The sequence below is a fragment of the Streptomyces sp. RK62 genome (genome assembly GCF_018070255.1).
Lineage (GTDB): Bacteria > Actinomycetota > Actinomycetes > Streptomycetales > Streptomycetaceae > Streptomyces > Streptomyces nigra.
Map to the genome: position 1 here is coordinate 225,365 of NZ_JAGPYD010000011.1, position 12,787 is coordinate 238,151.

10 protein-coding genes and 1 tRNA gene are annotated in these 12,787 nt (G+C 74.2%); 9 read left to right on the top strand and 2 right to left on the bottom strand.

Features of this window, described 5'->3' with window-relative positions; all coding sequences use genetic code 11:
* Positions 1-105: 105 nt before the first annotated feature.
* Positions 106-1,584 (top strand): hypothetical protein, encoded by a 1,479-nt coding sequence (locus tag KBY32_RS22555; RefSeq protein ID WP_210981374.1) that lies wholly within the window; start codon positions 106-108, stop codon positions 1,582-1,584.
* A 22-nt stretch (positions 1,585-1,606) separates the two neighbouring features.
* On the opposite strand, the gene KBY32_RS22560 is transcribed toward KBY32_RS22555, so the two are convergent.
* Positions 1,607-2,203: a histidine phosphatase family protein gene (locus tag KBY32_RS22560; RefSeq protein ID WP_055623432.1), complete on the bottom strand. Its 597-nt coding sequence runs from the start codon at positions 2,201-2,203 to the stop codon at positions 1,607-1,609.
* A gap of 188 nt (positions 2,204-2,391) precedes the next feature.
* Between KBY32_RS22560 and KBY32_RS22565 the strand changes: the two genes are divergently transcribed.
* The 7 genes from KBY32_RS22565 to KBY32_RS22595 all read left to right on the top strand — a co-directional run bounded on the left by KBY32_RS22565 (position 2,392) and on the right by KBY32_RS22595 (position 9,096).
* Complete coding sequence (locus KBY32_RS22565; RefSeq protein ID WP_055623431.1) at positions 2,392-3,369, top strand: phosphatase PAP2 family protein; 978 nt, start codon at positions 2,392-2,394, stop codon at positions 3,367-3,369.
* Positions 3,320-4,465, top strand: a complete 1,146-nt coding sequence (locus KBY32_RS22570; RefSeq protein WP_115508518.1) for a hypothetical protein — start codon at positions 3,320-3,322, stop codon at positions 4,463-4,465. The genes KBY32_RS22565 and KBY32_RS22570 overlap by 50 nt, the downstream gene beginning before the upstream one ends.
* Positions 4,456-6,063 (top strand): hypothetical protein, encoded by a 1,608-nt coding sequence (locus KBY32_RS22575; protein WP_210981375.1) that lies wholly within the window; start codon positions 4,456-4,458, stop codon positions 6,061-6,063. The genes KBY32_RS22570 and KBY32_RS22575 overlap by 10 nt, the downstream gene beginning before the upstream one ends.
* Complete coding sequence (locus tag KBY32_RS22580; RefSeq protein WP_210981376.1) at positions 6,060-7,394, top strand: AAA domain-containing protein; 1,335 nt, start codon at positions 6,060-6,062, stop codon at positions 7,392-7,394. The genes KBY32_RS22575 and KBY32_RS22580 overlap by 4 nt, the downstream gene beginning before the upstream one ends.
* Before the next feature lie 513 nt (positions 7,395-7,907).
* Entirely contained in the window at positions 7,908-8,273 is a 366-nt protein-coding gene (locus tag KBY32_RS22585; RefSeq protein WP_055623427.1) for a hypothetical protein, read from the top strand.
* Between the two features lie 156 nt (positions 8,274-8,429).
* Positions 8,430-9,032 carry a bifunctional DNA primase/polymerase gene (locus KBY32_RS22590; RefSeq protein ID WP_210981377.1) on the top strand — a complete coding sequence of 201 codons (603 nt, stop codon included), beginning with the start codon at positions 8,430-8,432 and terminating at the stop codon, positions 9,030-9,032.
* A tRNA-Lys gene (locus KBY32_RS22595) sits at positions 9,023-9,096 on the top strand. Before KBY32_RS22590 ends, KBY32_RS22595 begins: the two co-directional genes overlap by 10 nt.
* A gap of 151 nt (positions 9,097-9,247) precedes the next feature.
* On the opposite strand, the gene KBY32_RS22600 is transcribed toward KBY32_RS22595, so the two are convergent.
* Positions 9,248-10,612 carry a M6 family metalloprotease domain-containing protein gene (locus tag KBY32_RS22600; protein WP_181890479.1) on the bottom strand — a complete coding sequence of 455 codons (1,365 nt, stop codon included), beginning with the start codon at positions 10,610-10,612 and terminating at the stop codon, positions 9,248-9,250.
* Positions 10,613-10,915: 303 nt separating this feature from the next.
* On the opposite strand from KBY32_RS22600, the gene KBY32_RS22605 reads away from it, so the two are divergent.
* On the top strand, positions 10,916-12,778 hold the full coding sequence (locus KBY32_RS22605; RefSeq protein WP_210981378.1) for an EAL domain-containing protein: 1,863 nt from the start codon (positions 10,916-10,918) through the stop codon (positions 12,776-12,778).
* Positions 12,779-12,787 lie beyond the last annotated feature (9 nt).

Here is a 12,787-nt window from a genome sequence, read left to right on the forward strand (position 1 = left end):
GGGCGTCCCCTGGACCGGAGATCACGGCTCACGCATCACCGGATCACGGTCCGTCCCGTCCCGCACCCCGGCATGGTTCGACGGTTCGCACGAGAGGACCCGGCCATGGCGTCGTCAGATCTGACCTCGTCCCAGCCCCCCAGGCCATCGCGGCCGAACACCGCCTTCCGGCAGCTGCGCGGTCAGCACTCGCCGGCCGAGTTCGCCGCGGCGGTCCGCCGGGCGGGTCGCGAGATCGGTGAGCGCGTGAGCTGCGACGCGCGCTACATCGGGCGGGTGGAGGCCGGCGAGATCCGCTGTCCCAACTACGCGTACGAACGGGTGTTCCTGCACATGTTCCCCGGCCGCACGCTCACCGACCTCGGCTTCGCGCCCCGCTCGTCCGTACGCGGACGCCGGGCGCGCGCGGACGAGGAAGCGCCCGGCGCACACACCACGCGCCCGGCACACGCCACCGGTGAGACCAGAGGGGCCCACGAGCCGTACGACCGTATGAACCCGCAGGATCCGTACGCCGCGCACGTGCCGTTCGGCACCGCGCAGAACCACGAGAACCACGAGGAGAGCGACGTGCTGCGTCGCGCATTCATGACCGGTGGGGGCGCCACGGTGGCCGCCGCCTCGCTGGGCCCCCTGGGCCTCGCCCACGACGCCGCTGCCACGGACCGCCCGTACAGAAGGGTCGGGGTCCGCGAGGCCGGCGCGCTCGAGGACGCCGTACGCCGGATCCGGCTGCTGGACGACCGGCACGGCGCCGACGGCCTCTACCGGCGCGCGGCCGCTCCGCTGCGGGCCGCGTACGAACTGCTCGACGCCGGTACGGCCCGGCAGGCGGCCGGTGACCGGCTGCACTCCGGCGCGGGGGAACTCGCCATCTCGGTGGGCTGGCTGGCCCATGACTCCGGCCGTTTCGACGACGCGCGCTCGCACTACGCGGAGGCCCTGGCGACCGCCCGGATGGCCGGGGACCCGGCCCTGGAGGCGCACGCCTTCTGCAACACCTCCTTCCTCGCCCGGGACGCGGGCCGGCCCCGGGAAGCGGTCCGCGCCGCCCAGGCCGCCCAGCGCGTGGCACGCTCCCTGGGCTCGAACCGGCTGATGAGCCTGCTGTCGCTGCGCGAGGCGGGCGGCTGGGCCGGGCTCGCCGACCGCACCGGCTGCGAGCAGGCGCTCGTACGCGCGCAGGCCCTCTACCAGCGGGGCCCCTCGGAGGCCGATCCCGAGTGGATGAGCTTCTACGGGGAGGCCGAGCTGGAGATCCTGGAGGCGCAGTGCTGGTCGACGCTAGGCAACTGGCGGCGCGCGGCGCGGCACGCGGGGCGCGCGGCGCACCTGCAGGACCCCCACTTCACCCGGAACATCGCGCTCTACACGGCGGAGCTGGCGGACGACCTGGCCCGCGGCGGCAGCCCGGACGAGGCGGCCGCGGCCGGGATGCGGGTGCTGGACCTGCTGGACCAGGTGCAGTCGTCGCGGGTGCAGACCATGCTGGCCGGCACGGCCCGGGTGCTGCTGCCGCACCGGCGCGCGAGCGGGGTGTCGGCGTTCCTCGACCGGCACGCGTCGCTGCCGCGCACGGCGTGAGGAACGCCGCGGACGGCGGGCGTCAGGGGCTGAGGTGCCCCAGGTCGTTCCAGCTCTCGATCGCGGGCTCGCCGTAGGCCCAGCCCAGCACCGACAGCGCGGTGGGGTTCAGCCGGAGCCGGGACCCGAAGTCCAGAGGCAGCCCCAGCCAGCGCGCCCCTATGGACCGCAGGACGTGCCCGTGCGCGAAGACCAGCACGTCCCGGTCCGCCTCGCGCGCCCAGGCGACGACCTCGTCGGCGCGGGCCGTGACCTCGGCCAGGCTCTCGCCGCCGGGCACGCCGTCGCGCCAGATGAGCCAGCCGGGCCGGACGGCCTGGATCTCCGCCGGCGTCATGCCCTCGTAGTCGCCGTAGTCCCACTCCATGAGCGTGTCCCAGTCCCGCGCGCGCTCGCCGAAGCCGGCGAGGTCGCAGGTCTCCCGCGCGCGGGAGAGCGGGCTGGTGCGCACCTCGACGTCCGCCAGCCCGTCGAAGGGCGCGCGGTGCAGGCGCTCGCCCAGCAGTTTCGCGCCCCGGCGGCCCTCCTCCAGCAGCGGGATGTCGGTCCTTCCGGTGTGCTTTCCGGCCAGCGACCAGGACGTCTGTCCGTGCCGGGCCAGCAGCATGCGCGGTGCCATGTGCGGGGGACCTTCCGGGAGCTACGAGCGGTGGAACCCGTCCATCATCGCGTACGGTCGGCCGGGGCAACCCGCGGGGCGATCTCTGCGTCTAGTGGCTCAGGGCGCCCGACCGGCGCGCCCGCGCACACCGTAAAGTGTCACGACCTGTCCACCGGACGCCGTGACGAGAAGGGGGAGGCGATCGGATGCCGCACGCCGACATAGCTGGCGTGGAGGCGACGCCTCGAACCCGCCTGCGCTGGTGGACCGAGCTGCCGCTGATCCTGCTGGTCTACGCCTGCTACTCGGCGGGCCGTCTGCTCGCGCGGGGCGACGTGAGCACGGCCGTCGACCACGGCCTGGCCATCCTGGACATCGAGAAGGCGCTCTTCCTCAACGCGGAGCATCCCCTCAACCGGCTCTTCACGCGCGAGCCGTGGATCGGGGTCCCGGCCGACTTCTGGTACGCGACGCTGCACTACCTGGTCACGCCCGTGATCCTGGTCTGGCTGTTCCGGTCCCGCGCCGTGCGCTACCGCGCGGCCCGCACCTGGCTGATGACGTCGACCTTCATCGGCCTGATCGGCTTCACGCTGCTCCCCACCTGCCCGCCCCGGCTGCTCGCCGAGGGCCACGGCTTCGTCGACACGATGGCCCAGTACAGCTCGTACGGCTGGTGGGGCGGCGAGGCGAGCGCCCCCCGGGGCATGGGCGGGATGACCAACCAGTACGCCGCCATGCCGAGCCTGCACGTCGGCTGGTCGCTGTGGTGCGGCGTCATGCTGTGGCGCCACGGCGGCACGCGCCTCGCGAAGACGGCCGCCGTCGCCTACCCGCTGATCACCACGATCGTGGTCATGGGCACCGCCAACCACTACTTCCTCGACGCGGTCGCCGGGGCGGCCGTGATGGGCGTGGGCCTGCTGCTGACGCCGTACGTGCTGCGGGCCGCCGAGCGTGTGCGCTCCTGGTACGCCACACGGCGCGCGGTCACCTCCGCCGCGTCCGGCGCCGCCGCCACGGCGGTCCCGGGCGACACCCCCGCCCCGGTTGTCAGTGCCGGATGCCAGACTTCCGCGGGTGAGCGAATTCCACGGCAGCGCGAGTCCCGGTTCGGATCCGGAGCCGAGCCGAGTGCCGCCCCCCAGGACGCGGGGGACGGGGCTCCGGCACCGGCTCGCTGAGCTGCGCGGTCCCGACGTCCCCGCGAAGGCGCTGGACGCCCGGGCCCTGGCGGCCCTCGCCGCCAACCCGGGCTGCAGACGGCGCGCCCTGCTGGACGGCGCCGGGGTGAACAAGGCGGCGCTCGCCGGTGCCCTGGGCGCCCCGTCGGCCTTCGGCCAGTCGCAGTTCGCCTTCACCCGGGGGAACGCCTTCGAGGCCAAGGTCAAGGCGGACGGCGGCGCGGAGCTGCTGCGGCTGGTGCACGAGCGGCTGGACCGCCGGGCCGAGCCGCCCACCCGCGCGCGGGTGCCCGAGCTCACCGCGACCGGTCCCGAGGGGCGGACGGCCCGTACGGAGCTGGAGCTGCGCGAGGCCGTCGAGGCGCCCGGCGAGTGGACCCTGCTGGACCACCCGATGCTCGCCCTGGACGTGGCCGGGACGCCGGCGTACCTGGAGCCGGACGCGGTGGTCGTGCACCCGGACGGCAGCTGGACCGTCGTGGAGATCAAGTCGTTCCCGATGCTGGACGGCTCGGCGGACCCGGCGAAGGTCGGCGCCGCGGCCCGGCAGGCGGCCGTGTACGTGCTGGCCCTCGAGGAGGCCGCCGGCCGCCTCGCCGCGGGCGCGCTCCCGGCCCCGCGGGTGCGCCACCGCGTCCTGCTCGTCTGCCCGAAGGACTTCTCCAACCTGCCCACGGCCGCGGCCGTCGACATCCGCAAGCAGCGCGCGGTGACCGCCCGGCAACTGGCCCGGCTGACCCGGATCGAGGACATCGCGGCCGCCCTGCCCGAGGGCACCTGCTTCTCGCCCGAGCTGCCCGCCCCCGAGCTGACGGCCGCCGTCGAGTCCGTCCCGGCGAGCTACGCGCCCGAGTGCCTGTCCGCGTGCGAGCTGGCGTTCCACTGCCGGGCCCGCTCCCGCGCGTCCGGCGCGGTGACCTCGCTGGGCCGTTCGGTGCGGGCCGAGCTCGGCGCCCTCACCACCGTGGAGGACGTCCTGTCGGCGGCCCGCGGCACCTCCGGCGACCCGGACGACCCGGCGGTCGCGGCCCTGCGCCGGGCGGCCCGGCTGCGCGCCGAGGCCCTCGCGGCGAAGGAGGCTGCCCCGTGTCCCTGATCTCCACGCTGGCCCGGCTGGAGGCCGTCGAGTCCGGCCGCGCCCAGCCCGCCGCGACCGTGCGGCACCGGCATCTGTCGGGCCGGCCGCTGGTCTTCGTGCCGCTCACCACCGCGGGCGAGGCCGGCGCCCCGCTCGGCGCGCTGGTCGGCACCGACCGGGACGCCCCGCATCTGCTGGTCGTGGCCCAGCCGCGCGACCGGGACCTGCGGTTCGCGTTCCTGGCCGAGCTGGCGGATGTCGTGCTGCCGTACGTCGACGCGCACGCCGAGGCCGTGGAGGCGGCCGAGCGCACCGAGACCGACCCGGAGACCGGAAAGCGCGTCAAGGTCGAGGTCGACCTGTGCGCGGACGCCCCGCAGCTGATCGTGCCGAGCCGCGCGGGCATCGAGTTCGTCCGGCTGCTGGGCCGCTCGATGCGGTTCCGCCGGACGGCCGAGCAGGACCCGGAGACGCCCTATCCGGCGCCCCCGCGCGTGCCGCTGCTCGGACGGTGGCTGACGCACTTCGGCGAGCGGGCCCGGGTGCCCGGCTCGTCGCTGCTGCTGGCCATGACGGACGTCCTGACCCGGCACTGGGCGACCGGCCAGTCCACCCTGGAGGACCAGCACCTGGGCGCGCTCCTCGCCTGGATCGACCCTCCCGAGGGCGGGTCCGGCGCGGAGGCGGCCCTGCGCGCGGAGCTGGCCCGGGACCGGGACGGGCAGCTGCTGTGCCCGCCGGCCGGCCCCGCCACCGACCCGGCGTTCGACAACAAGCTGCTGGCCCCGGCCATCGAGCGCTACGACCGCGCGCGTACGGCCCTCGCCGCCGCCGAGGACGGGCTGGAGGCCGACGCCCGGCTCGGCGACCTCACCGCCGCCGAGCGGGAGATCCGCGCCCTCGTCGAGAGCCGGACCCGGCCCACCTGGGACGCGGTGTGGCGGGGCCTCGACCTGGTGCGGGAGCTGCCGGAGGGCTCCCGGGTCGAGGAGCGGTGGACCCGCGACCGCTGGTCGTTCACCGGTCACCGGGACCGGGTGCTCGCCGGGGAACCCCCGCAGCCGCGCCACGACGACGCGGTGACCGCCGCGAACAAACTGGCCGCGCGCGAGCGGGAGCAGGCCCGCCTGGAGGCGCAGGAGGCGCTGGACGACCCGCTGGTCATGGCGGGGCGGCGGCTGGCCGGGGAGGCGTTCGCGGGCGAGGTCGTCGATGTCGTGATGGCGTACAGCGAGGGCAAGCGGCCCAGCCCGCGGCCGCTGGTCACCGTCCGCACCGAGGACCGGCCGCATCTGGGCGAGCGCGCCAAGGTGTTCCGTTCGCTGGGCGGCAAGCCGCAGTCGGCCGAGTTCGTCGGCTACGAGGGAGAGGCCGACACTGACGGCGATCTCCTGGTGGTGCTGCGGGTGCTGGACAAGATGGGCCGCGGCAAGGAGCCGGAGGAGGGCTCGGTGCCGCAGAAGGGCGACCGGGTGTGCTTCACGCTGTTCGAGCACGAGCAGCGGGGCGGGGCGAAGCTGCCCGACCCGGAGCAGACACCGTGGACGCATGGCGGCCCGCCCGGGGAGCAGGCGCCCGAGGCCGCCGATCCGCTGACCGAGGAGGACGTCCTGTGACCGTCACGTTCGACCCGGGTGCCGCGGCGGCCGAGGCCACCGGCGCGATCCTGCACGACACCCTGCACGGCACCGCGCGCGGCGTCGTGGTCGACTCCCCGCCCGGCGCCGGCAAGTCGACGCTCGTGGTGCGCGCGGCTCTGGAACTCGTCGAGGCGGGGCGGCCGTTGATGATCGTGGCGCAGACGAACGCGCAGGTGGACGACCTGGTGCAGTCGCTCGCCGCGAAGAGTCCCGAGCTGCCCGTGGGCCGTCTGCACAGCAGTGAGGCCGACGCCTACGACAAGAAGCTGGACGAGCTGCCGCAGGTCCGCACCTCCGCGAAGGCGGGCGACCTGGCGGGGATGCCGGTCGTCGTCTCCACGGCGGCCAAGTGGGGCCATGTGAAGACCGACGAGCCCTGGCCGCACGCGATCGTCGACGAGGCGTACCAGATGCGCTCGGACGCGCTGCTCGCCGTGGCCGGGCTGTTCGAGCGGGCGCTGTTCGTCGGGGACCCCGGCCAGCTGGACCCGTTCTCCATCGTCGGCAGCGAGCAGTGGGCGGGCCTGGCGTACGACCCGTCGGCGTCCGCCGTGACCACGCTGCTGGCCCACAACCCCGAGCTGCCCCAGCACCGGCTCCCGGTGTCCTGGCGGCTGCCCGCGTCGGCGGCGCCCCTGGTGTCCGACGCGTTCTACCCGTACACGCCGTTCCGCAGCGGGACCGGTCCCGGCGATCGCCGGCTCTCCTTCGGCGTGGCGTCGGACGGCTCCGGCCCGGACCGGGTGATCGACGAGGCGGCCGAGTCGGGCTGGGGGCTGCTGGAGCTCCCCGCGCGGCACACCCCGCGCACGGAACCGGAGGCGGTGCGGGCGGTCGCGCTGGTGGTACGACGTCTGCTGGACCGGGGCGGCGCGGCCGTCTCGGAACGCTCCCCCGAGCCGGTGCCGCTGACGGCCGCCCGGATCGCGGTCGGCACGGCCCACCGGGATCAGGCGGCGGCGGTCCGCGCGGCCCTGACGGAGCTGGGGGTGACGGACGTCACGGTCGACACCGCCAACCGGCTCCAGGGCCGGGAGTACGACGTGACGGTGGTCCTGCACCCGCTGTCCGGCCGCCCCGACGCGACGGCGTTCCACCTGGAGACGGGCCGCCTGTGCGTCCTGACCTCCCGCCACCGCCACGCCTGCATCGTGGTCTGCCGGGCAGGCGTCGGAGAACTCCTGGACGACTACCCGTCCACGGAACCGGTCCAGCTCGGCACCCTGGTGAAGTTCCCGGACGGCTGGGAAGCCAACCACGCAGTCCTGGCCCGCCTCGCCGAACACCGCGTGCCCTGGAGGCCCTGACCCACCCCGGCCCGCCCGGCCGACACGGCCGTGACGCGTCCGCCCGGCCGGCGGGCGCCACCGCCCCACCCGGCCGCCGGACGGAGTCCGGCACGCCGCCGGAGGCGGCCGAAGAACACAGCCCCGGACGGCTGGGAAGCCAACCACGCAGTCCTGGCCCGCCTCGCCGAACACCGCGTGGCCTGGCAGCCCTGAGGCACCCCGGCCGACACGGCCATGACACGCCCCCGTCCGCCCGGCGCGACACGGCCGTGACACACCCCGCCGCGCCCCGTGCCCCCCGCCCTGACGCCCGCGCACGCGTCAACGTGTGGGAGGTACGTCACCCGGTCCTCCGGGCGGAACATCCGCGAGCCCGGGTGCCTTGGAAATCCTGGGGATCGGCGGGACGGGCGACCCCGTGCCCCCTTGCGTCGGCGCGGGACAATGGACGATGGACCGGTTCGCCGCGGTGCGCGCCCGCGAGGGTGGGTATCGGTACCGGGGATCGGTGACGTACGAGGAGGACACGACATGGCGGAGCCCACGCCGCACAGGAACGAACCGCGGCTACGCCCCGCGCCCCTGCTCTTCGAGCCCACCCAGGCGGCGGCCGACCCGGAGCACTTCTTCGACCTGGAGTCGATCGACGACCCGCGCGCGCTGCTGGCCCGGGCGACGGAGCTGACGCAGGCGTTCCGGGCGGCGACGGACCGCGCGATGGAGTTCCAGGCCATGGCGGCGGCCCAGCTCGCGGACCCCCGGCGGTTCGACCGGCTGACCGCCGCGGACATCGCCGAGCGGGCGGAGTGGACCGAGGACTACGCCAAGAAGATGGTGGAGTTCGGCAGGGATCTGCTGCGGGGCGTCGAGGGAGCAGGCACCGTCGACCCCGTGTGACCGGGCGACCATCGGAACGGGCGGCCATGCGACCGGGCGACCGTGTGATCGGCATATGCCAGGCGGGCGGGCACGATACCCGGTCGCGCCCGCGCCTGTCCCGCCTTTCGGCAACCCAGCGGCACCCGGCGCTCACCGTCGGTAGATGTAGACGTCATGAGCAGCACACGGGACGTACTCATCCAGGACGACCGCTGCGACGTCACCGGGGTCACCCGCGACGGCGCCGCCTGGCTCGCCTCCGCAGGAACGTATCCGCGCAGCACGCTCGCCCTGTGGCGGGAGCGCCCCGAGGCGCCCGTGGTCCTGCCCTGCGGCTCGGTCTTCGACGTCGTCAGCGCGCCCGCCGTCTTCGGGCGCCGGATGCTCGACCGGCTGTGGGACGAGGGCCCGGGCTCCGGCCCCGTCGCCGCCCACCGCGGCCGGCTGCTGATGTTCGCCGCGCCGGGCACCGCCCAGCGGCTGCCTTCCCTCCTGCGATGGGAGGATTTCGGCCGCACCGAGGGCATCCCGCCGCTGCTGTGCCACGGCGCCGGGGACGCCGTGACGGTCCCCGCCGCGACCGACGCGCAGACCGCCGCCGGCACCCCGCGCGACTCCCGCTGGCTGGTGGCGCCGGACACACGTAATCCCTGGTTACCGGGCCCGGAGGTGGTGCTGTGGGCGGCCGTGCGGGCGGCCCGGGCGGCCGTGCGGATATCGATTTTTCCTCACGCCGATCAGGGTGCTAAGGTCTACGACGTCAGCAGGCGCCGCTAGCTCAGTTGGTTAGAGCAGCTGACTCTTAATCAGCGGGTCCGGGGTTCGAGTCCCTGGCGGCGCACAGACAGTGAGAAGCCCCTCGCGCGAGCGGGGGGCTTTTCGCATGGGTCCGGCGGCGCCGTTGCAGAGAGCCGCCCCTTCCGCAACCGGGCGCACCGCCCCACGCGGCGCGTTCACGGTCCGCTCGCGCGACCCCGGAGTGAGCGCGGGCGCTACCCCACCGTCGTGATCTTCACCGTCCACGCCCCCGAGACGGTCCGCCCCTCCACCTCCACCCGCACCCCGTCCTCCGGCACGGTGAAGCTCTCGCCGAGCCCGACCGGCGCGTCCGCGAGCGGCGGATAGACGGACTCCTCCCAGCAGGCCTCGGTGCCCGGATGGGCGTCGAGCACCTCCATGGGCCCGCCGCCGGACTCGGTCTGGCTGCGCACCCGGTAGACGAGCACGCCCTGCCGGCAAGCCTGGACGTCGTTGCCCGCCGGGCTGCGCACCTCGAAGGCCAGCGCGCTCTCGGCGCCGGTGGGCACGACGGCGAGCTTGATGCCGTTGCCCAGCCCGAAACCCGGCACGGTGCCGGGCGTACCGGAGAAGCCCGGCGCCCCGGCGGCGCCCACCGGCACCGGGACGCCCGCGCCGGCCGCGAGCGGCTCCAGGGTGAGCCGGGTGGGACGGGCGCCCAGGCCCCGTACGCACACCACCTGCCGGGGTTCCAGCCAGCCGAGCTTCCACTTGTGCCAGGCGAACAGATCGGGTGCCATCCCGAACTGGCTGCCCATCAGGTCCCAGTCCCCGACATAGGTGTCCCAGTCGCCCTTGCCGTCCACCGGACGGTGGTAGAGGTCGGGCAGGTCGAAGACATGGCCGGTCTCGTGGGCGAGGACCAGGCGGTCCGGCGGATGGTTCTCGAAGACGGTGACGACCCGCCGGATGTCCGTGCCGTCGGCCCGCAGCGGTGTCTCCAGATTGACGACCTTCGTGGCGTCGGAGTCGACGCCGGGCGCGTCCGGGTCGGCGACGAAGTACACGATGTCGTAGCGGGAGAAGTCCACCTCCGGGTCGGTCACGGCGAGCGCGTCCCGCAGATAGGCGGCCCGGTCGGCGGCCCGCCAGTCACGCTGTATGGCGTACGCCGTCGACGGCTTCGGCATGCGCAGCCAGTGCCCCATCGGATGAGCGCGCAGGCTGAACCGGCCGTAGGAGGCGCGCTCGAAGAAGTGGCTGGTGGCCGGGAAGTGGTCGTCGGCCAGTTCGGCGGGGGTGGTCTGCGGCGGTGAGTCCGGGAAGGACAGGAACACCATGACCGCGTCCAGCGCCCGGGTCGGACGCGGATAGGCGGCGTTCCAGGTGTCCACGCCCTCGGAGTGGTGGGCGTCGGTGCGGGCGAGGGCGCAGGGTGCCGCGTCGAAGGGTTCGGCGGACGAGGGGCTCGCGATCAGACAGGTGGCCGCGAGCGCCGACATGGTCGTGAACACCGCTGCCGTACTGCGCAGTCGGCGCCGGTCCCGCGGCAGGCCCGTCCCACGGAGCAGGGGGAACTGACGCGGCACGACGACCTCCGGGAACGGTTCGCGGGACACCGCACCCAGCCTGTGTCGGATTGTCGTACTACGTCCTGTTCAGCTGCACCGGACGGGTGAGAGTGCTCAGGAACCGCCAGGACGACACCCCGGATCGCTCACGGAACGTCACAACTGGTCGGGGGCCCTAAGAAGGCGTCCAGGTGCGGGCAGAAACGATCTGGCGCACGCGCGGACGGCGTGGGAAGACTGAGCAGTAGGTGGAAGGGCCCTGAGCCAGCCTCTATGATCGGCACACTTTCCTGACACTTTCCTGCACGGACACGGCCCGGCGACCGGATCGCCACCCGGCCACCCATTCCGATGAGACCCATCCGAAGATCGAGTGCACTGCGGGAGCGAGCGGTGAGCGGAACGTCCGAAGGGCCGGCGCCCGCGGCAGACCTCATCGGGCCGGCCGTCACAGAGAGTGGTGAACAGCCGTCCCGGGGTACCGGAGGGCAGCCCTATGCGGCCGCCTTCCGGGCCGCCCCGCTGGCGATGGCGGTGGTCGACCGCGAGGGCCTGGTGACCGGGGCCAATCCGAGCTTCGCCGACCTGCTCGGCACGGGGCACGACGAGCTGGCGGGGTCGGTCGCCGCCGACCTGGTGGACCTCGCCTCCGACGCGCGCACCTGGCACGCGTACCGGGAGGTGCTGCGCGGCCGGCAGCCCGAACTGCGCTGCACACGCCGCCTCAAGCACCCGGACGGGCACTCGCTGTGGGCCCGGGTCACGGTCGCGCCGCTGCCCGGCGAGGAGTCGGACGGACTTCTGCTGTCCGTCGCCGACATCAGCGCCCACCATGAACTCCAGGCGCGGCTGCGGCACTTGCAGATGCACGACCCGGTGACCCGGCTGCCCAACCGCACCCTCTTCTTCGAACGGCTGTCGGCCGCCCTGGAGGTGGAGTCGTACGACGAGAGCGGCAGCACCGGACGGATCGGCCTGTGCTACCTGGACCTCGACGGCTTTAAGGCGATCAACGACACCCTCGGCCACCGCATCGGCGACAAGCTGCTGGCCGCCGTCGCCGAACGGCTCACCCGGTGCGCCGAGGAGGCGGGCCGAGCCCGGTCCGTCCCGCCGCTGGTGGCACGGCTCGGCGGGGACGAGTTCGCGCTGCTCGTGGAGGACTCGACCGGCACCGAGCAACTGGCCGACCTGGCGGAGTCGTTGCTGGAGGCCGTCCGGGAGCCGTTCGACCTGCCCGGACGGCGGCTTTCGGTGTCGGCGTCGATCGGCGTGGTCGAGCGGCACGCCGCCGGCACCACCCCGACCGCCCTGATGCAGGCCGCCGACACCACGCTGTACTGGGCGAAGGCCGACGGCAAGGACCGCTGGACGCTCTTCGACCCGGAGCGCAGCGCGCACCTCATCACCCGTCAGGCGCTCGCCGCCACGCTCCGGCCGGCCATCGAGCGCGGGGAGTTCGCGCTGGAGTACCAGCCGCTGGTCAGCATGGAGGACGGACGGCTGCGCGGGGTCGAGGCACTGGTGCGCTGGAACCACCCGCAGTTCGGCGTCCTGGCGCCGAATCGGTTCATCGGACTGGCGGAGGAGGACGGCTCGATCGTGCCGCTCGGCCGCTGGATCCTCGCGACGGCCTGCCGGCAGGCCGTCGACTGGCAGGCCGCGCACCCCGGCGAGCCGCCGATCTTCGTGAGCGTGAACGTGGCCGTCCGCCAGGTCTGGGACTCCGACCTGGTGACGGACGTGGCCCGGATCCTGGAGGAGACGCGGCTCGAACCCCGGCTGCTCCAGCTGGAACTGACCGAGTCGGCCGTGATGGGCTCGGCGGGACGGCCGCTGCAGGACCTCCAGGCGCTCAGCGACATGGGCGTCCGGATCGCCATCGACGACTTCGGCACCGGCTACTCGAACCTGGCGTATCTGAGCCGGCTGCCGGTGTCCGTGCTGAAGCTGGACGGCGCCTTCGTCCGGGGCTTCCAGTACGAGGGCGACGACACGGCGGCGGTGACGCCGAACCCGGCGGACGAGGTGGTGGTCGAGGCGATGATCCAGCTCGCCCACCGACTGGGTCTGACGGTCACCGCGGAGTGCGTGGAGACGCTGGCACAGGCCTCACGGCTGCGCCGGATCGGCTGTGACACCGGCCAGGGGTGGCTGTACTCCCGGCCGGTGTCCCCGGACCGCATCTCCGAGCTGCTCGGCGTCAAGGTCTGACCGAGACGG